18 protein-coding genes are annotated in these 21,743 nt (G+C 71.5%); 7 read left to right on the top strand and 11 right to left on the bottom strand.

The genetic code is table 11. From position 1 onward, the window contains the following. Window positions 1-74 precede the first annotated feature (74 nt). Both ACTWQA_RS30440 and ACTWQA_RS30435 read left to right on the top strand, forming a co-directional pair. Window positions 75-944, top strand: coding sequence for a DivIVA domain-containing protein (locus ACTWQA_RS30440; RefSeq protein ID WP_443162483.1), 870 nt, complete (start codon window positions 75-77; stop codon window positions 942-944). A gap of 75 nt (window positions 945-1,019) precedes the next feature. Continuing rightward, complete coding sequence (locus ACTWQA_RS30435; protein ID WP_443162482.1) at window positions 1,020-2,936, top strand: hypothetical protein; 1,917 nt, start codon at window positions 1,020-1,022, stop codon at window positions 2,934-2,936. Between the two features lie 117 nt (window positions 2,937-3,053). On the opposite strand, the gene ACTWQA_RS30430 is transcribed toward ACTWQA_RS30435, so the two are convergent. Continuing rightward, window positions 3,054-4,328, bottom strand: coding sequence for an RNA polymerase sigma factor (locus ACTWQA_RS30430; protein ID WP_443162481.1), 1,275 nt, complete (start codon window positions 4,326-4,328; stop codon window positions 3,054-3,056). A 4-nt stretch (window positions 4,329-4,332) separates the two neighbouring features. Further along, window positions 4,333-4,698 (bottom strand): YciI family protein, encoded by a 366-nt coding sequence (locus ACTWQA_RS30425; RefSeq protein ID WP_443162480.1) that lies wholly within the window; start codon window positions 4,696-4,698, stop codon window positions 4,333-4,335. Between the two features lie 139 nt (window positions 4,699-4,837). Here ACTWQA_RS30425 and ACTWQA_RS30420 point away from each other — a divergent pair, with 139 nt between their 5' ends. Beyond that, window positions 4,838-5,743 (top strand): NmrA family NAD(P)-binding protein, encoded by a 906-nt coding sequence (locus ACTWQA_RS30420; RefSeq protein WP_443162479.1) that lies wholly within the window; start codon window positions 4,838-4,840, stop codon window positions 5,741-5,743. A gap of 183 nt (window positions 5,744-5,926) precedes the next feature. On the opposite strand, the gene ileS is transcribed toward ACTWQA_RS30420, so the two are convergent. Then, window positions 5,927-9,073, bottom strand: a complete 3,147-nt coding sequence (gene ileS, locus ACTWQA_RS30415; protein WP_443162478.1) for an isoleucine--tRNA ligase — start codon at window positions 9,071-9,073, stop codon at window positions 5,927-5,929. 481 nt (window positions 9,074-9,554) lie between these two features. Here ileS and ACTWQA_RS30410 point away from each other — a divergent pair, with 481 nt between their 5' ends. From ACTWQA_RS30410 to ACTWQA_RS30400, 3 genes are read left to right on the top strand one after another with little or no spacing between them, the layout of a single operon-like run. Then, a complete protein-coding gene (locus ACTWQA_RS30410; RefSeq protein ID WP_443162477.1) occupies window positions 9,555-9,944 on the top strand; it encodes a TraR/DksA family transcriptional regulator in 390 nt (129 codons plus the stop codon). A gap of 35 nt (window positions 9,945-9,979) precedes the next feature. After that, entirely contained in the window at window positions 9,980-10,498 is a 519-nt protein-coding gene (lspA, locus tag ACTWQA_RS30405; protein WP_327583150.1) for a signal peptidase II, read from the top strand. Next, window positions 10,491-11,420 carry an RluA family pseudouridine synthase gene (locus ACTWQA_RS30400; RefSeq protein WP_443162476.1) on the top strand — a complete coding sequence of 310 codons (930 nt, stop codon included), beginning with the start codon at window positions 10,491-10,493 and terminating at the stop codon, window positions 11,418-11,420. Before lspA ends, ACTWQA_RS30400 begins: the two co-directional genes overlap by 8 nt. An 8-nt stretch (window positions 11,421-11,428) precedes the next feature. On the opposite strand, the gene ACTWQA_RS30395 is transcribed toward ACTWQA_RS30400, so the two are convergent. From ACTWQA_RS30395 to ACTWQA_RS30370, 6 genes are read right to left on the bottom strand one after another with little or no spacing between them, the layout of a single operon-like run. Continuing rightward, the gene (locus ACTWQA_RS30395) at window positions 11,429-12,721 is read right to left on the bottom strand and encodes a protein kinase domain-containing protein (RefSeq protein ID WP_443162475.1); all 1,293 of its coding nucleotides are present in this window, start codon (window positions 12,719-12,721) and stop codon (window positions 11,429-11,431) included. Window positions 12,722-12,730: 9 nt separating this feature from the next. Next, window positions 12,731-13,042: an AzlD domain-containing protein gene (locus ACTWQA_RS30390; protein WP_305920043.1), complete on the bottom strand. Its 312-nt coding sequence runs from the start codon at window positions 13,040-13,042 to the stop codon at window positions 12,731-12,733. After that, entirely contained in the window at window positions 13,039-13,701 is a 663-nt protein-coding gene (locus ACTWQA_RS30385) for an AzlC family ABC transporter permease (RefSeq protein WP_443162474.1), read from the bottom strand. The genes ACTWQA_RS30390 and ACTWQA_RS30385 overlap by 4 nt, the downstream gene beginning before the upstream one ends. Window positions 13,702-13,712: 11 nt before the next feature. Then, on the bottom strand, window positions 13,713-14,555 hold the full coding sequence (locus tag ACTWQA_RS30380) for an AraC family ligand binding domain-containing protein (RefSeq protein ID WP_443162473.1): 843 nt from the start codon (window positions 14,553-14,555) through the stop codon (window positions 13,713-13,715). After that, entirely contained in the window at window positions 14,552-16,108 is a 1,557-nt protein-coding gene (locus ACTWQA_RS30375) for a serine/threonine-protein kinase (protein WP_443162472.1), read from the bottom strand. The genes ACTWQA_RS30380 and ACTWQA_RS30375 overlap by 4 nt, the downstream gene beginning before the upstream one ends. A gap of 9 nt (window positions 16,109-16,117) precedes the next feature. Continuing rightward, window positions 16,118-17,929 carry a protein kinase domain-containing protein gene (locus ACTWQA_RS30370; protein ID WP_443162471.1) on the bottom strand — a complete coding sequence of 604 codons (1,812 nt, stop codon included), beginning with the start codon at window positions 17,927-17,929 and terminating at the stop codon, window positions 16,118-16,120. Between the two features lie 288 nt (window positions 17,930-18,217). Here ACTWQA_RS30370 and ACTWQA_RS30365 point away from each other — a divergent pair, with 288 nt between their 5' ends. Next, window positions 18,218-19,135 carry a chorismate mutase gene (locus ACTWQA_RS30365; protein ID WP_443162470.1) on the top strand — a complete coding sequence of 306 codons (918 nt, stop codon included), beginning with the start codon at window positions 18,218-18,220 and terminating at the stop codon, window positions 19,133-19,135. 12 nt (window positions 19,136-19,147) lie between these two features. On the opposite strand, the gene ACTWQA_RS30360 is transcribed toward ACTWQA_RS30365, so the two are convergent. Further along, window positions 19,148-20,221 (bottom strand): SGNH/GDSL hydrolase family protein, encoded by a 1,074-nt coding sequence (locus ACTWQA_RS30360; protein ID WP_443162469.1) that lies wholly within the window; start codon window positions 20,219-20,221, stop codon window positions 19,148-19,150. Window positions 20,222-20,238: 17 nt separating this feature from the next. Beyond that, window positions 20,239-21,591 (bottom strand): amino acid permease, encoded by a 1,353-nt coding sequence (locus ACTWQA_RS30355; protein WP_443162468.1) that lies wholly within the window; start codon window positions 21,589-21,591, stop codon window positions 20,239-20,241. Window positions 21,592-21,743 lie beyond the last annotated feature (152 nt).

Here is a 21,743-nt window from a genome sequence, read left to right as displayed (position 1 = left end):
CGTGTCCGCGCTGAAGTGATTCGGGTTGCCGTCCCTCCGGACAGACTCCCCAAGCGCGCCAAGGAGACCAAAAAATGCCGCTGACGCCCGCTGATGTGCGGAACAAGCAGTTCAGTACCACCCGGCTGCGGCCGGGCTACGACGAGGAAGAGGTCGACGCCTTCCTCGACGAGGTGGAGGCTGAGCTCGACCGCCTGATCCAAGAAAACGAGGAGCTTCGCGCGAAACTGGCCGAGTGCCTGCGCGGGAAGGTGCCGGGCGGCATGAACATGCCCATGGCCTCGGCTCCGGTTCAAGAGCAGCCCAAGCCCGAGATGATGGCGCCGCCGCAGCCGGAGCCCATGCGGGCCCCCGAGCCGCCGCCGGTGCAGCAGCCGGTCCCCGTGGCCATGAGCATGCCTCCCGCTGAGGACAACATGGACACCGCGGCCCGCGTGCTCGCGCTTGCCCAGCAGACCGCCGACCAGGCGATCTCCGACGCCCGCCGGGAGGCGGACGAGACGGTGACCCGCGCCCGCCGCGAGGCCGACGAGATCCTCACCAAGGCCCGCCGCCAGGCCGAGCAGGTCATCGGCGACGCGCGCGCCCGCGCCGAGACGCTCGAGCGCGACGCGCAGGAGCGTCACCGCCAGGCGATGGGCTCGCTGGTGCAGACCCGCGACGAGCTCGAGCGGAAGGTCGAGGAGCTGCGCAGCTTCGAGCGTGAATACCGCAGCCGGCTCAAGCTCTACCTGGAAAACCAGCTCGCCGAGCTCAACGTCTCGGCCGAGGGCAGCGGTGGGTTCCCCGTCATGACCGGTGGTCCGCAGGGTCAGGCTCCCGCCATGTCGCACGCTGTGCAGGGTGGTCAGCAGCCTCTTCCCGGCGGCCCCAACCCGTTCGGCGGCGAGGGCCCCCAGGGCGCCTTCCCCGGCGGTGACGGTTCGCACAACGACCGCCGGTAAAGTAACGGGTCACGGCGAAGGGAGCGGAGCTCCCGAGCCAGTGAGAGTAGGACCTGTCACTCGAAAGAGCCCTCTGTGATCCTTATCAGTGCTGGTTTGGTGCTCGCGGCAGTCGTGCTGCTGATCGCGGGCTTCGTACTGGCGAAGCCGTTCCTGATCATGTGGTCCATCGTGGTCAGCGTGCTGTCCGCGCTGTTCCTGGTGATCGGGGCCTTCCTGCGGCGTCACGAGCTTTTCCCCGGTGGTGGGCAGGCCGCTGCGCCGGCCACCCCTCCGGCAGGGCTCCTGCCGCCCGGCTTGCCGTACAACCAGACCGGTCCTGTGGCTCACCAGCCGCCCCCTCAGCAGCCGCGTCCGCAACCGCCGCAGCGGACGGTGACCGTGCCGGCCACCGCCCCGCGCCGCCCCCCGGCAGGCGGCCTCGCGCCGGACGCGATCGTGCTGGTGATCCCCGGACGCAAGCGCTACCACGTGGCCGGCTGCCGCCAGCTGGCCGGGCGGGAGCACGAGGAGCTCACTCATGAGGAGGCACGCGAGGAGGGCTTCACGCCCTGCACGACGTGCCTTCCTGACGCAGCGCTCGGTGGACGGCAGCTGCCGCCTGCCGCCGACCCCGAGCCCGCTGCGGCGCCGCCCTCCGCGTTCGCCGCGGAGAGCCGGGCCCAGACCGCCGCGGAGAGCCGGGCCCAGACCGCCGCGGAGAGCCGGGCCGAGACCGCCGGGGAGACTCGCGATCTGCGTCCGCCGGTCGCTCCGCCGAAGCCCGACACGAAGGCTTCCACCCCCAGCCCGGAGCCCGCCGCCGCCCACGAGGAAGGCGCCGCCGGGTGGTTCGGCAGGCCGGCCGCCGCATCCGCCGGCCAGGCCCACTCCTCCGCCGCCGCCTCGGAATCCGAGGACGAGCAGGCGGAGACCCAGACCTCCATTTTCCGGCCGCCGCCGAACGCGCTCAGGTCCGAGTCGCCATCTTCGGGCCCGACGAGCCGCCCATCGTCCGGCGAGCCGTCACAGGCGTCCGGCACATCGCCCGCATCCGGCAGCGCGCCTTCCAAGCCGGGTGCCGGGCCCTCCCGGCCCGCTGGCGACGCCCGGACTCCCGCTGATAAGTCCGACACATCTTCCGCCGGCAAGACAGGGACTCCTGCCGCCAAGGGCGGCCCGTCCACAGGCAAGGGCGACACGCCCGCCGACGAGACCGGGCCCGCCGCGGACGGCCCCGGACCGGGCGCGGGCAAGGCCGCGGCACCCGAGGGCGTGACCGAGCCTTCCCTCCGCCGCCCGGGCCAGCCGGCGCCGTCCACCGGCAAGCCTGACGCGCCCGGGGGTGGACCAGGAGAGACGGTCGCCAACCTCAGGCAACCTGGAAGGCCCGTGTGGTCCCAGAGTCCTGCCGAGGACGACGACTCGGGGCCGTCCACGGCTCCACAGCCGCGTGTGCCTTCTTCTGCGGCGCCTGCCCGCCCAGGGGGTCCGGGGGCACCGGGAGGGTCTGCTGGATCGTCTCAGCGTCCTTCTGGGGGTCTTTCCGGGGCCGCCAAGATGTTCGGGCCCGCGCAGCCGGAGGAGGAAGTGGTGCTGGAGCGGCCCGCCTCCTCAGCCGAGTCGGAGGCCAAGCCCCAGGGACCGCTGCCCCCGGGGTCCACCGCCTTCGCCAGGTCCTCGAAGGAACGGCCGTCCGGCACAGGCGCGTCCAGCGCGGGTGCGAAGGCCGACCCTCCCAGGACCGGTGCTCCCGCGAAATCGCAGACCTCAGGGGCCAAGACCGAGGCCGCGGGTTCGAAGGGCGGCGACGAGCCTGCCGCCGCTTCCAAGGACGAACGCTCCGGCACGGTGAAGGTCATCGTCGGCACGCGCCGTTACCACAGCACCGCCTGCCCGTTGATCAAGGGTGCGGGTGAGTCCGGCGTGGAGACGATGACGCTCGCCGCAGCAGAGGCGGCCGGGCTGACAAGCTGTTCGGTCTGCCAGCACGACCGGGAAACGGTCGCCTGAGCAGCCGCGCTCGCCCGAGCGACGGCGCCATGAGATGGCAGCAGATCCGCTGCGGTCAGTAGCCGGCCAGGGCGCGCACCAAGCGACGAACGGCGGCGCGCGCCTCGACGGTTGCGCTCAGGTCAGGTAAGCGCGGACCTCCTCGAGCAGTCCGGTCAGGAAGGCGCGTTCCACGTCGTTGCCGGTCATGGCCAGGGCCTCCTCGTACGCCGCGATCGCCTCCTGCCACCGCCCCAGCCGGCGCAGGAAGTCGGCACGGGCCGCGCTGAGGTAGCCGTAGGTGGCCAGCACCGGTTCGTCGAGCAGCGGGGCGAGAGCGGCGAGGCCGGCCCGAGGGTCATCGCGGAAGCCGATCGCGACGGCGCGGTTCAACTCGACCACCGGGGACGGCCACAGGTCCCGCAGCACGTCGTACAGCCCGACGATCTCCGTCCAATCGGTGTCTTCCCAGGTCGCCGCCTCGGCGTGCACGGCGGCGATGGCCGCCTGCACGGCGTACCTCGTAGGCGCCTGCCGCAGCGATTGCGCCAGCAGCGCGGTGCCCTCAGCGATCTGCCGGGTGTCCCACCGCGTCCGGTCCTGATCGGCGAGCAGGACGAGGCGGCCAGTGCGGGACAGCCGGGTGTTCCGGCGCGCGTCGGTGAGCAGCATCAGCGCGAGCAGGCCGGCGACCTGGCCGTCGCCCCGCAACAGCTGGTACAGCGTGCGGGCGAGGTGGATGGCACCATCCACCAGGTCCTGGCGCACGAGCTGCGCACCGACGGGTGCGGCATGGCCGGTGGTGAACACCAGGTGCACCACGTCCAGGACGGCACTGACCCGCTCGGGAAGATCGGTACGCGCGGGAACCCGGTACGGGATCCGGGCCCTGCTGATCTTCTTTTTGGCACGCGTGATCCGCGCCGCCATGGCGGACTCCTGGACCAGGAACGCCCGGGCCACCTCGGCCGTGGACAGGCCGCACACCAACCTCAAGGTCAGCGCCACTTGCGCGTCGCGGGACAGCGCCGGGTGGCAGCAGGTGAAGATGAGGCGTAGCCGGTCGTCGTCGACCACCGGCGGGTCGTCACAGTCTTCCGGCCCGGCCACGACGTCGTCCACGACGAGCGACGGCAGCGCCGATCGGAGCACGGACTCCCGCCGCAGCAGGTCCTTCGCGCGGTTGCGCGCGACGGTGGTCAGCCAGGCGCCAGGCCGGGCAGGAACACCGCTGGTGGCCCAGGTGCGCAGCGCGTGCGCGTACGCGTCCTGCGCGCACTCCTCGGCAAGGTCGAGATCGCGCACGACACGCACCGTCGCGGCGAGCACCCTGGCCCACTCGCGACGGTGCGCCTGCGCGATCGCCTCGTTGACGTCGACGTCAGCGGCGGAACCGCGCTCGTGTTCGGTCACGCGGTCAGCTCGCCTCGCGGATCGGCCGGATCTCGACCCCGCTGTGCGCCGCGGACACCTCGGGCAGATTCTCGGCGAGCGCGATCGCCGCGTCGAGGTCCGGCGCCTCCACCAGGTAGTAGCCGCCCAGCACCTCCTTGGTCTCCAGGAACGTCCCGTCGGTCGGCGTGGGCCGGCCACTGATGGTGCCGCGCAGGCAGGTCGCGGTGGTGGATGACTCCAGTTCGTGACCGCCGAGTATCGCGTCACCGGCCGCCGCGGCGAAGGCGGCGTGGCAGGCGTGAAGGTCCTTGATCTCCTCCGGGGACCTCGCCTCCCAGAGTCGCTCGTCCCCGTAGATGAGGAGCAGGTATTTCGCCATCTCAGACATCCAATCGCTCCGAGGCCTGTTTGGCCCGACTACCTATACGACGAACGAGGCGGTCGCGAATCGATGCGCCCTCACCGTATCCGTCGGACCGGCGCACCGCGTCCGGTCCTGCCACACGATGTTCTAAGGAGATCGACTCATGGTCGCCAGCAACCTTGTTCTGATCGCCGGGGCCGGTGGCGTGGGCCGAACAGTTCTCGGCCGCCTGCGTGCGCAGGACGTGCCGGTGCGCGCGATGGTCCGCCGCGACGATGATCGTGCGGCTCAGCTGCGCGCGCTCGGCGCGGAGGTCGTCGTGGGCGATCTGACCCGGCCCGAGAGCGTCGCGGCCGCACTGGCGGGTGTCGGGCGGATGTATTTCGCGATGCCCGTGTCGCCGGACCATCTGCTGGCGGCGACCGTGGTCGCCACCGTGGCGCGGGAGCACGGGGAGCTGGCCGGGCTGGTCGGTATGTCACAGATGACGGTGTCGCAGATGACCGCCACCAGCACCGCGGAGTCGCACCAACAGCGGCTGCACTGGCTGGCGGAGCAGGTCTTCGACTGGTCAGGCCTGCCAGTGGTGCACATCCGGCCGACGTCGTTCCTGGACAATCCGCTGTTCACCACGCTGGCGGCGCAATCGATCCGGGAGAACGGCACGATCGCGCTGCCGTTCGGCACCGGGCGCACCTCGCCGGTCGCCGTGGACGACGTCGCCCGGGTGGTCGCCACCGTGCTCCGCGACCCGGCTCCGCATGTTGGGCACGTCTACGAGCTGACCGGGCCGCGCACGGTCGACATGACGGAGATGGCCGAGGAGTTCTCACGGGCGTTGGGGCGTCCGGTGTCCTATGTGGACGTGCCGCTGGACCGGTGGCGAGCCGAGGTGCTCGCGAAAGCGGGCCTGCCGCCGCACACCGAACAGCACATCGCCACCATGGCCCGGCTCCACCGCGAGAACCGCTACGACCGCGCCTCCGACGACGTCGAACGCGTGACGGGCGTACCTGCCCAGACGATCGAGGCGTTCGTGGCCGCTCGCCGGGACTTCTACCTGGGCTGAGCCGCGCGGAAAGCTGGACGACCTGCCTGCCGATCGTTGACGACATCGACGTCGCACGCTCCGAGCTCATCGATCGAGGGGCCGACGTGGGTGAGGCGTTCCATGACGAGGGCGGGGTGTGGCCGGTGAGCCCGAAGCCGGCGCCGGGGGCGCGCCCGGATGGTGGGCGCGCCCTCGATGCCGTCAGGCGCGGCGGAGGCGGAAGGTCAGGGACAGGTCCTCGTCCACGTGGGACGGCAGGTCGTCCACGGTGCCCTCCGTGATCGTCGTCGCCAGGACCTCCTCAGCCACCACGTGCGGCTCGGCGCGCAGGGCCGCGGCCAGGTCCGGTGACGAGGTGGTCCACCACAGCTCGATCCTGTCCGTGATGGACAGGCCCGTCGCCTTGCGGGCCTCCTGGACCAGGCGGATGACCTCGCGCAGGAGTCCCGCGCGGCGCAGCTCGTCGGTGAGCTCCAGGTCCAGGGCGACCGTCTCGCCGGTGCCGGTGCCGATCGCGCCGGTCTCCACCGCCCAGCCCGTCCGGGGCTGCTCGTTGACGATCACGTCGTCCGGGCCGAGCATGATCTCGCCCAGCTCGTCCGCCTCCACCATGACCGTGCCGCCGGAGCGGAGAGCACGCGCCACCCGCGTCTGGTCGGCGGCGGCCACCGCGGCGGCCACGAGCTTGGTCTGGGAGCCGAAGCGCTTGCCCAGGGCCCGGAAGTTGGGCTTGATCGTGTAGGACACGAGATCGGCGCTGAAGCCGGACATGTCCTCGATCGTCTGGACATTGAGCTCTTCGGCCACGAGGCCGCGCAGCTCGCCGGGCAGCGACGGCCACCCGTGCGCGCCCACCAGGGCCCGTCCGAGCGGCTGCCGCGTCTTGACGCCCGACGACGCGCGGGCCGAGCGGCCCAGCTCCACCAGGCGCCGCACCAGCGCCATCTGGTCGGACAACACCGGGTTCAGCAGGTCCTCGCGTACCTCCGGCCAGGATGCCAGGTGCACCGAGGAGGGCGCCTGCGGTGAGCGCAGCACGTCCCACAAGTAGTCGGTGACGAACGGCGTGATGGGGCCCATCAGCCGCAGCACCGTCTCCAGGCACTCGTACAGCGTGGCGAACGCATCCTCCGAGCCCTGCCAGAAGCGGCGGCGCGAGCGGCGCACGTACCAGTTGGACAGGTCGTCGAGGAAGTCGGCCAGGCGGCGGCCGGCGCGCTGGGTGTCGTATTCATCCAGCGACGCCGTGACGTCGGCCACCGTGCGGTGCAGCTCGGCCAGCGCCCAGCGGTCGAGCAGCGGACGCTCGGCCGCCGGCGTGGCCTCGGCCAGCCTGGCGGGCGACCAGGACTCCGCGTTCGCGTAGAGGGTGAAGAACGACGAGGTGTTCCAGAGCGTCAGCAGGACCTTGCGGACGATCTCCTCCAGGGCGTTGTGCCCCACGCGGCGGGCCGCCCAGGGCGAGCCGGAGCAGGCCATGAACCAGCGCAGCGCGTCGGCCCCGTGCTGGTCCATCAGCGGGATGGGCTCCAGGATGTTGCCCAGGTGCTTGCTCATCTTGCGGCCGTCCTCGGCCAGGATCAGGCCCAGGCAGAGCACGTTCTCGTAGGAGGACTGGCCGAAGACGAGCGTGCCGACGGCCATCAGCGAGTAGAACCAGCCGCGGGTCTGGTCGGTGGCCTCGCAGATGAACTGCGCCGGGTAGACGCCCTCGGGCTTGCCGCGCTCGCCCCACTGCGCGAACGGCATCGAGCCGGAGTCGTACCAGGCGTCGATGACGTCCGGCACGCGGCGCGCGAGAGCGCCGCACGTCGGGCAGTCGAAGGTCACGTCGTCCACGTACGGGCGGTGCGGGTCGAGCGCCGAGACGTCCTGGCCGGCCAGCGAGCCCAGCTCCTCCATCGACCCGACGCACGTCACGTGGGACTCGTCCGCCGAGCACACCCACAGCGGCAGCGGCGTGCCCCAGTAGCGCGAGCGCGACAACGACCAGTCGACGTTGTTGCGCAGCCACTCGCCGAAGCGGCCCCACTTGATCGTGTCCGGATACCAATGGGTGTCCGCGTTTTCGGCCAGCATCTGGTCCTTGACCGCGGTGGTGCGGATGTACCAGGACGGGAGCGCGTAGTAGAGCAGCGGCGTGTGGCAGCGCCAGCAGTGCGGGTAGGCGTGCTCGAAGTGGCCGCCGCGGAACAGCAGGCCGCGGGCCCGCAGGTCCTCGGTCAGCTCCTCGTCGGCGTCCTTGAAGAACCGGCCGCCGACCATGGGCACGTCGTCGAGGAAGCGGCCGTCGGGGCCGATCGGGTTGACGATCGGCATGTCATACCGCTTGATCACGGCCAGGTCGTCGGCGCCGAAGGCGGGCGCCTGGTGGACCAGGCCGGTGCCGTCCTCGACCGTGACGTAGTCGCCGAGCACCACATAGTGGGCGTCCGGGATGTCGACCAGGTCGAACGGCCGGGAGTAGGTGGTGCGCTCCAGGTCGCGGCCGCTGTAGCGGGCCACCTCGGTGACACCCTCGCCCAGGACCGGCAGCAGCGGCTCGGCGACGACGAGCACCTCGCCGTCCGTGGTGCGGGCCGCGACGTACGTCACGTCGGGATGCACGGCCACCGCCGTGTTGGACACCAGCGTCCACGGCGTCGTCGTCCACACCAGCAGCGCCGCGCCCAGCTCGGCCAGCGGCCCAGAGGTCACCGGCATGCGGACGTAGACCGACGGGCTGGAGATGTTCTCGTAGCCGCCCGGCTGGCCCAGCTCGTGGTCCGACAGGCCCGTGCCGCAGCGCGGGCAGTAGGGCGTGATCCGGAAGTCGCGGAACAGCAGCCCCTTGTCGAAGATGACCTTCAGCGACCACCACACGGACTCGACGTAGGACGGGTCCATGGTCCGGTAGGCCTGGGACAGGTCGATCCAGTAGCCCATCCGCTCGGTCAACTGCTCGAACGCGTCCACGTGCCGCAGCACGGACTCACGGCACTTGGCGTTGAACTCGGCGATGCCGTACGTCTCGATGTCCTTCTTGCCGGACAGCCCGAGTTCCTTTTCCACTCCCACCTCGACGGGCAGGCCGTGGCAGTCCCATCCGGCCTTTCGCGGGACGCTGAATCCGCGCATGGACTTGTAGCGCGGGAACAGGTCCTTGAACACGCGCGCCTCGACGTGATGCACGCCGGGCAGGCCGTTGGCGGTGGGCGGGCCCTCGTAGAAGACCCAGGCGGGATTGCCCGCGTTCTGCTCGATGGAACGCTCGAAGATCTTCCCGTCCCGCCAGCGGTTGAGGACCTCGCGCTCGAGCGCGGGCAGGTCGACCTGCGCGGGAAGAGGGCGGAAGGTTGGGGAAGACATGTCGGGCGGGCCTCCACGCTTGGTCAATACGGCAGGACAAGCGCGAAGGGACGAAGCCGGAACGGCTCCGCGGTACCACCCTTCTTGACCCCGCCCGCAGGGCGAGGCCCTCTTCATTTGATCTGCTGCCGGTTCTAATGAGCTCGTGAGAGCCGTTCTTCCGGCGGCTCCGGGGTGATATCCCTCACAGTCGGGCCCCATCAACGCCTTGCAGTCTCAAACCATAACGCAGAGTGGAGCCAAAGGCTTCCAGGTTTCCCTGGTGAGGCCCTGCGGCGCCACCGCAGCTGCCACCACTCCGGTACGGAAGGCGTAAACGGCAACAAAGTTGTGGGAATGGACGCCGCTGAGGAGGAGTTAGATGCGCGAGGCGGGATAGTACGCAGGAGGTAAACCGTCCGGCGGGTCGTTTGCCGTTCCGTTATCAGGATCCTAAGCTGCCCGCACCCTTAACGGCCTTGATCAGCAATGGAGGCACGCCATGGCGGCAGTTACGCAGACCGCTACTCCTTCGATGTGGTCGGAGGACGAGCTGGCTGAGGTACGCGGCACGCTCCAGTCGGAGATCGACGAGCTCAACGCCGACATTCTTCGCCATGAGACGGAGATAGCCTCTGGAGACGTCACCCAGGGCGCCGGAGACGACCAGGCCGACGCCGGTGCGAAGACATATGAGCGCGAACGCGAGATCGCCCTTACCCTGAATGCGCGCGATCTGGTCGCGCAGAACGAACGTGCGATCGCCAGGATCGACGCGGGGACTTATGGAGTGTGCGAATCGTGCCACAAGCCGATCGGCAAGGAACGCCTTCAGGCGTTCCCGAGGGCGACGCTGTGCGTGGCCTGCAAGCAGAAGGAGGAGCGCCGGTAGGCAGACCTCGGGGTCGTCTGTTCGCGGTCCTCATCGTGCTGGCGGCCGTCATCTACGCGGCCGACCTCATCACCAAGACGGTGGTGCTGCGGACGCTTGAAGGCGAGGCGCCTCTGGTCGTCATCAAGGACGTCCTGCAGTTCCGGGTGATCTTCAACTCCGGTGCCGCGTTCAGCATCGGCACCGGGATGACCTTCGTTTTCACGCTGATCGCCGCGGCGGTGGTGGTGGCCATCGTCCGGACCGCGCGCAAGCTGGGTAGCCGCGCCTGGGCGGTCACGCTCGGCCTGCTGCTCGGCGGGGCGCTCGGCAACCTGACCGACCGGCTGCTGCGTTACCCGTCGGGGTTCGGCCGGTCCACGCAGCTCCAGGGGCACGTCGTGGACTTCATCGAGGTGCTGCCCGGGCACTTTCCCATCATCGATTACTTCCCGGTCTTCAACATCGCCGACTCGGCGATCGTCTGCGGCGGCATCCTCGCGGTCATCCTGGCCTGGCGCAACGTGCAGATCGACGGCTCCAGGGAGACCAAGGAGGCGACGAAGGATGACTGAGCAGCGCAGCCTGCCCGTGCCCGACGGGCTCGAGGGCGAGCGGCTCGACGCCGCCCTCTCGCGGCTGTTCGGCTTCTCCCGCACCCGCGCGGCCGAGCTGATCGGCGCGGGCGAGGTGCTGGTCGACGGCCGGCAGCCGGCCAAATCCGACCGGGTGCACGCGGGCGCGTGGCTGGAGGTGACCCTGCCGCCGCCGGTGACCACGCCCATGCCGGTGGCCGAGCCGGTGCCCGGCATGACGGTCGTCTACGAGGACGACGACATCGTGGTGGTCAACAAGCCGATCGGGGTGGCCGCCCACCCGACCGTCGGCTGGACGGGACCCACCGTGATCGGCGGGCTGCTCGGGGCCGGGCACACGATCGCCACCAGCGGCGCCGCCGAGCGCCAGGGCATCGTGCACCGCCTGGACGCCAACACCACCGGCGCGATGGCCGTGGCCAAGAGCGAGCACGCCTACTCGCGGCTCAAGCGCGCCTTCAAGGAACGCACGGTCGACAAGCGTTACCACGCCCTCGTCCAGGGGCATCCCGACCCGTTCCGCGGCACCGTGGACGCGCCCATCGACCGGCACCCGTCGGGCGACGGCCGTTTCGCGGTGGTGGCCGGCGGCAAGCCCTCCGTCACCCACTACGACACCGTCGAGGCGTTCCGCGCGGCCTCGCTGCTGGACATCAAGCTGGAGACGGGGCGTACCCACCAGATCAGGGTGCACATGGCGGCGCTGCGCCATCCGTGCGTCGGCGATCTGCTCTACGGCGCCGACCCGACGCTCGCCGCCCGGCTGGGGATCACCCGGCAATGGCTGCACGCGGTCGCGCTCGGGTTCGAGCACCCGTCCACCGGGGAGTGGATGTCGTTCAGCACCGACTACCCGCAGGACCTGCAGAAGGCGCTCGACATCGTCCGCGACGAGTCCTGACCCCGGCGTCAGCGGTCCTTCCCGGCCTTCTTCTTGTCCTTGTCCGACGCCCTGCCGTTGTCCGATCCTTCGACCGCGCCGGGTGTCTCGGCCGGCGTCTCCTCCTCGTCGTTCTCGTCCTGCTCGGACTTGGTGGGCGTCGGCTCCTCGGACTCGCTCTTCTTCTCGCGGCCGGGCGTCCTGGGCTGATCTCTCGTGGGAGGCGGTGTGCTCGGCGGCTCGAACGTGGATTGCGGGGAGGTCTGCGTGACCGTCCCCGGCGACTGCGACGACGGGGACGGGGTCGTGGTCACTACGGCGGGCGTGGGCAGGGGAGTGCGCTGCGTGTCGTCCGGCCGGCTGGACCACCAGGCCGCGCCGCCGGTGACGAGGCCGACCAGGAGCGCGCCCGCGCCGATCGCGGCCAGCGGCAGCCTGCGTCGCGGCCGTCCCGCGGCCCCCGTCGTGACGGTCGCGGGCACGGGACCCGTCTGTTCGGGGACGCCGCCCGCCAGGATCGCGGTCAGCCGCCGCTCGGCCTCCTCCAGCGTCATGCGCTCGGCCGGGTCCTTGCGCAGCAGCCCGTGCAGCACGGGGGCGAGCACGCCCGCCCGGGCCAGTGGCTCCGGCTCGGCGTGCATGACCGCGCCGAGCGTGGCCAGCGCGTTGTCCCGCTGGAACGGCGAGTGACCCTCGACCGCCATGTACAGCGTCACGCCCAGCGACCACAGATCCGAGGCGGGCCTGGCCGAGCCGCCCGCCGCGCGTTCGGGCGCCATGAAGGCGGGGGTGCCGATGAGGACGCCCGTCCTGGTGACGGGCGCCTCGTCCTCGGTGGTGGCGATGCCGAAGTCGGTCAGCACCGCCCGGCCGTCCTCGCTGAGCAGCACGTTGTCCGGTTTGACGTCGCGGTGCAGCACCCCTGCCGCGTGCGCCGCGCGCAGCGCCTCCAGCAGTTGCAGTCCTAAGTTCGCGGCTTCGAGGGGGGCCATCGGGCCCTCCTCGCGGATCAGCTCGCCCAGGGTGTGCGAACGTACGAGCTGCATGACGATCCACGGGTGACCGCGCTCCTCGATCACGTCATAGACGGTCGCCACGCCCGGGTGCGCCACCCGGCCCGCCGCCCTGGCCTCGCGGAACGTCCGAACCGAGAACACCTCGCGCTCGGGCCCCGACAGATCGGGCGGCGGCAGCACCTCCTTCACCGCGACGTCGCGGCCCAGCACCTCGTCGTGCGCCTGCCACACCGTGCCCATGCCGCCCTTGCCGATCGTCCTGAGCAGGCGATATCTCCCACCGATCGTCCCCGCTGAATCGGACATGCACGGCGACTACCCCAGAAGAATCCGGGCAAGCGCGGTGACGACCGCCGCCGCGGCCAGAACGACGAGGAAAGGCGCCCTGAGCAGCAGCGCCACCGCAGCGGCGCCGAGCCCGGCCGTGCGGGCCGCATCGAAGCGCAGCCCGCCCGCCTCCGTGAACACCTGCACCGCGATCAGCGCCGCCAGCAGCGCCACCGGCACCAGTTCGGCGAACCTGCGCACCGCCGGATGGTCCAGCACCCGCCGCGGCGCCGCCAGCCCGGCCAGCTTGAGCGCGTAGCAGCCGGCGCAGACCGCGGCGATCGCCCACCACAGCGTCATCGGGCCATCACCACCAGCACGGCAGCGGCCGACAGCAGCACCGGCACGCCGGGCGGCAGGAACGGGGTCGCGCACAACGCGATCGCCGCCGCGACCACGGCCAGCAGGCGCAGCTCCTTGCTGGCCGCCAGCCGGGGCCACAGGATGGCCAGGAACGCGGCCGGGCCCACCGCGTCCAGCCCCAGCACCCCCGGGTCGCCCAGGAACGACGTGCCGTAGGCCCCCGCCAGCGTGCAGAGGTTCCAGGTGATGTAGAGACTGGCGAACGTGGCCGTGAAACCGGCCCGCGCCGCCCCCTCGTCCGGCTGGGCGAGCGCCACGGCCGTGGTCTCGTCGATCACGCCGTGCGCGGCCAGCAGCCTGCGCGGGCCGCGCACCCGCAGCAGGCCGGCCAGGCGCAGGCCGTACAGCGTGTTGCGGCCGCCGAGCAGCAGCGCCCCCGCGGTGGCGGTCACCAGGTCGCCGCCCGCGCCGACCGCCCCGGTCAGGGCGAACTGTGAGGCGCCCGTGAAGGTCAGCAGGCTCAGCACGCACGCCTGCGGCACGGTCAGTCCGGCGATGATCGCGGCGGCCCCGAAGGCGAGCCCCGACAGCCCCACGGCCACGCCCACGCCCAGACCGTCCCGCACGGCGGCGGAACGATGTGTTGTCTGATCCATGGGGCGAGAGGCTAGGCGATGGGTGAATCACCAGTCTTGTACGTTCCTGCGGCGCGCTGGTATGCGGCGGGCGGTACGCCCACAATGCGGCGGAAATGACGGGTCAGGTGCGCCTGGTCGGTGAAGCCCACCTCGGCGGCCACCCGCGCCGGCCGCATCCCCGACTCGAGAAGGTGGCGCGCCCGGCGGACCCGCAGCGAGGTCAGGTAGGCGTGCGGCGGCAGCCCCGTCACGTCCTTGAACGCCCGCAGCAACGCGAACGGCCGCGCCCCCACCGCGCCGGCCAGATCCTCCAACGTCGGCGGGTCCACCAGGCTCTCGTGCAGCAGGTCGCGCGCCTCCCGCACGGCCCGCCCGCCCCCGCCGGGCAGCGCCGCGGCCGGCCGGGGCGCGGCGTGGCGCAGCAGCAGCCGGGCGAACAACGTGCGGCTCAGGGTCGAGGCGGCCAGCGCGTCACCGCTCTCGGCCGCCGCATGCGCCCTGCCGAGCAGCGCCGCCACCGGGGCGTCGCGCACCACCTGATCGGGGAAGTGCGGCGTCCCGTGCGGCGCGCCCAGCTCGGCCGCGATCCCGGCCAGCGCGTCGATCGACGGATAGAGCATGCGGTAGGACCATCCGCCGGGAACGCCGGCTTGGCCGGTGTGCACGGCGTCCGGGTTGACCAGCACCAGCTCGCCCGCGCCCGCCCGGTGGGTGACGCCCCGGTAGTCGAACTCCTCGACGCCCGTGACGATGAGGCCGATCGCGTAGCCGTCGTGCACGTGCCGGGAGAAGCGGTGGGTGACGTAGCGGGCCTTGAGCAGGTCCGTCTCCGGCACCGCCGGGTGCCGGAAGAAATGCGCCTGCTCTTTCACAGCGATTTGAAGGTCCTCGCGAACTTGGTGAAGTAGTGCTTGTCCTGGGCCCAGCGGGCGTCCGTGGTATCCCAGTACAGAGCGAAGGGGCGGCCGTCGGCGGTGTGGAAGCCGCGGTTGATCACGTGGATCAGCTGCTTGTCGCGGATCCGGGTGAACTCCCAGTCCGCGGCCGCGCGGCCGCGGTAGCGCAGCAGGGTGATGCCGATGCGGGTGTATCCCTGGAACTCGCCCTTGGCCTGGATCTCCTTCTCCAGGGCGAGCCAGGCCTGCTCCGGGCTCTTCCAGGAAACCTCGGGGGTGGTCCACTCCACGATCATCATCCCCGGGGAGCCGGGCCCCTTGAAGGAGATGCTGTCCCTGGTGGGGTGTTTCGTGGCCCGCCACCCCTCGGGTATCGCGATCGAGAACCGGCCGGCCGGGCTGGTGAACGTCCGCCATCCGGCCGGCAGCGTCTGGGCGGGCGTGGGCGCCGGGCCTGACGTGCTCGTGGAGGGAGCGGCCGTCGGGGTCGGGGTCGGGGTCGTCCTGCTGGTGTAGAGCAGCGTGCCGCCCGTGCCCACGGCGGCCGCCACCGCCACCGCGGACAGCGTGACCCACAGCGTCGTGCCGCGGCGAGACCGCTCCCGGACGGCCGCCGGCCGCTCGCCCGCGGTCGGGTATGCCGGGGCCTCGCTCGTCGGGTGTCCCGGGCCACCGGCGGGCGCCGGGCGCATTCCCTGCAGGGCCGTCGCCTGGCGCGAGTCGCCGGGGGCGTTGATCGCGGCCTCGTGCAGCAGCCGGGCGGCCTCCTCGGCCGGCATCCGCGTGCCTGGATCCCGGCGCAGCAACCCCATGATCACCGGTGTGAGCGTCCCGGCCCGCGCCGGCGGCTCGGGCTCGTCCCGCAGCACCGCCGCGACCGTCGCCGCCCACGAGTCACGCTTGAACGGCGGCTCGCCCTCGACCGCCGCGTACAACGTCGCGCCCAGCGACCACAGATCGGACTCCGGCCTGGCCGGCTCGCCGTTGAGCCGCTCGGGCGGCATGTAGGCGGGCGTGCCCACCAGCCCGCCGCTCGCGGTCAGCCCCGCCTCCGCCTCCAGCGAGGCGATGCCGAAGTCGGTCAGCACGACCCTGCCGTCATCGGCCAGGAGCACGTTTTCCGGCTTCACATCGCGGTGCAGCACCCCGGTGGCGTGCGCGGCCCGCAGGGCGTCCAGCACCCGGCCGCCGACCATCGCGACCTGCCCGGGCCGCAGCGGACCCTCCTCGCGCACCACCTGCGCCAGCGAGCGGGAGCGGACGAGCTGCATGACGATCCACGGGCGGCCGTCCTGCTCCACGACGTCGTGGATGACGACCACCGAGGGGTGGTCGAGGCGGCCCGCCGCCCTGGCCTCCCTGATGGTCCGGCGATTGAGCTCTGCCCGCTTGGCCTCGCCGACGCCCGCGTAGCGGACCTCCTTGATCGCCACGGTGCGGTCGAGCAGCTCGTCGTAGGCACGCCAGACCACGCCCATGCCGCCCTCTCCGAGCGGCTCGATGAGCCTGTAGCGGTTGCTGACCTGCACGTCGAAAGTTTACTTGGCCGGGACGAACGTCGCGGTGAACCCCTCGAAGAGGTGGTAGTCGTCCTTCCAGTGGCTGTTCAGCGTGTGCCAGTAGATGGCGTAGGCCCGTCCGTTGTCGGTGACGAAGCCCCGGTTGCGCACGCGGGTCTTGCCGGTGTGGGTGTTCCAGGTGAAGTCCCAGTCGGCGGCCGCCTTCATGTAGTCGACCTTCTTGATGTCGAGCAACTTGTAGCCGCCGAAGTTGTTCTTGAGTGAGGGTTCCTGCTTCTTCCAGTCCTTGTACGGGTCCGTCCCCGGGTTCGCGGCCTCCTCGATCATGAGGTAGGCGTTCGGCGCCGCCCCCGGGCCCCTGAACTTGACCTGCCTGCCGCCGCGGGTCAACACGTCCCAGCCCTTGGGCAGCCCGATGGAGAAACCCATCTTCTTGTCCTTGTACATCTTCCAGCCGGCGGGCAACGGGTCGGCCGATTTGGTCGGGCTGGGGCTGGGGCTCGGGCTGGGACTGGCGGTGGCGGAGGGGCTCGGCGACACGGACGGCGCCGTCGAAGGCGGCTGGGACGCGTCCGGCGAGGCCTGGGAGGCTGTCGCGGTGACCGGGGCGGCCTGCTGCGACCTGCCGGGGTCCGGCGTGCTGTCCTCGGGAGCCGAGCGCAGACCGAGGTAGCCGCCCACGCCGGCGACGAGCACGACCGCCACGGCCGCCGCGATGATCGGTCCGGGCCGCCGCGGGTCCGGCCGGACCGCGTCGACCGTGGACACGGCGGGCGGCTTCGGCTCCGCGGTCGCCGGGGTGAGCCGCGCGCCGGTCTCGGGCACGGCCGCCGGGGCGGGGGCGAGGTTGGGATCGGTCGGGGTGTCGTCCTCGGCCGGTTCCTGGCGCGAGGGGGACTGGTAGGGCTGTTTGCGCGGCTTGGCCGGGATGGCCGCCTTACGTGGCTTGGCCGCGGTCGGCACCTCCAGGTGCTGAGCCGCGGGGAACGGCGCGGTCGGCGGCGGGCTCGACTGCGCGATGGCCCCGCGCAGCAGGCGCGTCGCCTCCTCGTGCGTGAGCCGCTGCACCGGCTCCTTGCGCAGCAGCCCGCTGATCACCTCGGTCAGCGGGCCGGCGTTCCGTGCGGGATCCGGCTCGTCGGTCAGCACGGCGTGCATGGTCGCCAGGGCCATGCCCCGCTCGTGCGGCGAGCGGCCCTCCACGGCCGTGTACAGCGTGGCGCCCAGTGACCACAGGTCCGACTCGCGCCGCGCGGGCAGGCCCTTGAGCCGCTCGGGCGCGATGAACGCCGGCGTGCCCGCCAGCCCCGTCACGGTCAGCTGCGTCTCGGTCTCCAAGGTGGCGATGCCGAAGTCGGTGAGCACGACCCTACCGTCGTCGGCCAGCAGCACGTTTTCCGGCTTGACGTCACGGTGCAGCACGCCGGCCTCGTGGGCGCGGTGCAGTGCGTCCAGCACCGCCAGGCCGATCTCGGCCACCCGCTTGTGCGGCAGCGGCCCGTCCTGCTTGATCACGGCGCCCAGCGACCGCGACTGGACGAGCTGCATGACGATCCAGGGACGGCCGTCCTCCTCGATCACGTCGTGCACGACGATCACGTTCGGATGCTCGAATCTGGCCGCCGCCCTCGCCTCGCGCATCGTGCGCCGGTTCAGGAGCTGCACTTCCTCGCCCAAGGCGGCCGCGTATCTGACCTCCTTGACGGCGACGGTGCGGTCAAGGAGCTCGTCGTGGGCGCGCCAGACGATGCCCATCCCGCCCCTGCCGATGGGTTCCTGCAGCTGGTAGCGGCCGGCGATGCGACGTCCGTCCTGCTTCCGATCCGACATCAACGGCCTCAAACCCTCCCTCTAGGCCAAGAAATACTCCCATAGCGAGGGATCAACGGCGACTCGCCGGAAGGTCAGTCCGCCATGTGAGAACGAGCGTCCAGCAGGTGGAGGGGTGGGGTAGGGTCTGAATATGACTTGTCGCTACGCGTTTACCGAGCCGGCTCCGGGAGGGCCGGTCGGCGGCTAGCGACCACCTGGAGTCGGCACAAGGCAGAGACGCCCGTCTCTGCCTTTTTGGTTTTCCCCCGCCGGCTTCAGGGAGCCGGCCCGAAGGTGGAGTCAAGAATGTCATCGACGTTGGAACGGCACGCGGTCGCCGTCGGAGACCTGCTCGTGGGCGACGGGCCCGCCGTGGTGATCGGCAGCAGGGTGAGCCTGCGGGCTCATGGCGGGCGGGCGGACGCCTACGAGGTGTTGCGTGATCGGGTCACGCTGGCGGAGCCGCACTCGGCCGCCGATTTGCCGGCGATCGCCGAGCTGGCGGACGCCGTGGTGGTGGGGGCCTCGTGGACGCGCGACATCCCGCTGGTGCGCGCGGCAGCTGGGCTCGGGCTGCCGGTGGTGCTCGAGCGGCGGCCGTCGGCGCCGGTGGAGGAATGGCTGGGCCTGGCCGACTACTGCGCGAGTGAGGGCGACGGGCGGGTGATCCTCTGCGAAGGAGCTCGGGGACACAGTCAGACGGCCCGGCCCGGCCAGGCCGTGGGCGGGTGGCCCGACCTGGGCCTGATGCGAGCGGCCCGGATGATCTCGGGCCGGCCCGTCCTCGCCGACGTCTCCGGGGACCTCGGGCTGTCGGCGGCCGCGGTGGCGGCCGGCGCCGACGGCCTGATCATCGACAGCGCGGGTCCCGAATCGGCGGCGGACCCGCTGGCGGCCCTGCGCGTGGCGGAAGAGGCCGTGACCGTCGTCGGCGCGCTGCTGCGCCCGGAGGCGCCCGCCACGTTGCCGGAGTGCCGTGCGGCGATCGACCGCGTCGACGCCGCCCTGGCGACCCTCCTCGAGCAGCGCGCAGCCCTGGCGGGCATCGTGCAACGCGTCAAGCCGGTCGGCGGGTTCGCGGGGCGGGACATGGCCAGGGAACGTGCCCTGGTGGCGCGGATGGCCCTGCGGGCGCCCTCGCTGGGCCAGGCGCGCCTGGCCCCCATCATGAACGCCGTGATCGAGGCCGGCCTCCACCTCGCCGAGGAACGCGCGGCACAGTGAGCCGGGGGACGGCTATGGGGTGGCGAGGTGGAAGTTGTTCATGGGACGGCCCGGGCCGGCCGCGATCTGCTTGGTGATCAGGCCGGCGAAGAGGCGGTAGCCGTCGCCCGTCGGGTGGTAGCTGCGGGCGTTGACCTTGAGCTCCTCCATGTCCATGTGCAGCCCGTTCAGAAAGGGTTGCGGCCGCCCCACCTCGTGCCCGGTGAACGCCTCGTAGGCGTCGACGTATTCGACGCTCCCCGGCCCCTCGAAGGCCGCGATCGCCCGGTCGAACTCGGCCACCACCGCCCCCACCGTGTCGTTGAGCCGCCGCGTCACCCCGTTGAGCCATCGCTGGTCCTCGACCGTGAGATTGTCCACGGAAGCCACGGGATCCCGGGGGAACGGCCGCGGGTAGCCGAGCACGACGATCCTCGCGTGGGGCGCGCGGACGCGCAGCTCGCGCAGGACCTTGGACATGTCGGTACGCAGCCGCTCGATGCGGCCGGCGACGGCCGCGTCCTGATCGACGCAGGCCGACGACCACGGCAGCTTGGCGATGCAGGCGGTCAGGACCTTGGTGAAGCCGGCGTCGTTGCCACCGATGCTCAGCGTCACCAGGCTCGCGGCCCGGCCCACGCGGGTGATCTGCGGCCGGTGGCCCCACTGGCCGGAGAAGAGCTGGCCGGTGGTGGCGCCGCTGCAGGCGTAGAAGCCGGTGCCGCCGGCGAAGCGGTAGGCCTGGGCGACCAGCGGCACGTAGGAGCCGGTGGCGCGATGGCAGCGGTCGGCGCCGTCGTTGAGTGGCTGCTTGTCCAGCTCGTAGACGCCCTCGCCGGAGGAGAAGGAGTCGCCGAGCGCGACGTAGGCGCCGCTCTGCGCGACCTGCACCGGCGTCAGGCGGACCACCTGGGGTAACCCGCCGCGCGGCGGGCCGCCGTCAGGGCAGCCCGCGTCCAGGAGGGCGCAGGCCAGCTTGGGGTAGACACCCAAGGGCAGCAACGCCAGCGCGAGCGCGACGCCGGCGGCCGCGGCGGCGGCGATGCGGACGATGGTGCGCCGTCTCGACTCCTGCAGCGCGGCCTCCCCCCGGAACGGCGACTCCATCGAGGGTAACCCGGCGATCAGCGCGCCGCGTTCGCCACGCGCCGCCGCTTGACGGCCAGCCAGCCCAGCGCGATGGCCACGGCCAGCGCGGGAATCAGGAAGAACGCGATCCGCTGATCCCGGTCGGCGAACGGCATCAGCAGCACCACCAGCGCCAGGAAGCCGAGCGTCAGCCAGTTCGTGTACGGCGAGCCCGGCATGGGGAACGTCGAGCGGTGCCCGGACCGCCGCAGCCGGGTCTGGCAGTGGACCAGCACGCCCCAGGTGGTGATCACGCCGAGCGAGGCGACCGCCGTGGCGATGTTGAACGCCCGCTCCGGCAGGAAGTAGAACAGCGCCACCCCCGCCAGGAACGTGGCCGCGGTGAACACGATGCCCCCGATCGGCACGTGCCGGGTGCTGAGCGCCCCCGCGAAGCGCGGCGCCTCGCTCTTCATGGCCATCGAACGCAGGATGCGGCCCGTGGCGTACAGGCCCGAGTTGCAGGACGACATCGCCGCCGTGATCACGACGAGGTTCATGGCGTCGCCCGCCCAGGGGACGCCCAGACCGGAGAAGACCGTCACGAAGGGGGACTCGCCCGCGCGGTAGGCCGTCCACGGCAGCACCATCGCCAGCAACGCCACCGAACCCACGTAGAAGATCGCGATGCGCCACACCACGCCGTTGATCGCCTTCGGCATGACCTCGTGCGGCCTGGCCGTCTCGCCCGCCGTGATGCCGACCAGCTCGATCGACGCGTACGCGAACACCACCGACTGCAGGCTCATCAGCACGAGCGGGAACCCGGTGGGTGTGAAGCCGCCGTGCGCGACCAGGTTGTGCGGCCCCGCCTGGCCGATGGAGAAGACCACGAGCACCAGCCCCACCACGAGGAAGACCGTGATCGCCAGGACCTTCAGCATGGCGAACCAGAACTCCAGCTCCCCGAACAGCCGGACCGACAGCAGGTTGACCGTCAGCACGAAGCCCAGCGCGATCAGCGCCGTCGCCCATTGGGGGAACGCCGGCGCCCAGTAGTGGATGTAGGCGGCGATCGCGGTCAGCTCGGCGATGCCGGTGAACGCCCAGTTGACCCAGTACATCCAGCCGCTGGCGAAGGCCGCCCACGGGCCGATGAACTCGTTCGCGTACTCGACGAACGACCCCGACACCGGGCGGTAGAGCACGAGCTCGCCCAGCGCGCGCATGACGAAGAACGCGGCGAGCCCGGCGGCGGCGTACGACAGCACCAGGGCGGGTCCCGTGGCGGCCAGCCGGCCGCCGGCGCCGAGGAACAGGCCCACCCCGATCGCCCCGCCGATCGCGATCATCTGGACCTGCCGGTTGCCCAGCGCGTGTGTGTATCCTTCGTCCGTTTTCGTGCGCACCGAGTGTCTCCTCCACTACTTTCAGTAACTGAGACGATATCGGCGCTGGTCAGCGCGTCGGCCACCGGCACGCCGTTCCGGCTGATCGCGTCGTGCGGCCCCGGAATGTCGGTCCGGGCCACTAGAGTCAGAGCGCATCAAACACAGCTTCA

This window comes from Nonomuraea sp. 10N515B (assembly GCF_052245915.1).
In the GTDB taxonomy this organism is placed as follows: domain Bacteria; phylum Actinomycetota; class Actinomycetes; order Streptosporangiales; family Streptosporangiaceae; genus Nonomuraea.
Note: the sequence above shows the minus strand (reverse complement) of the source record. Positions and strands in the feature narration are given on the sequence as shown.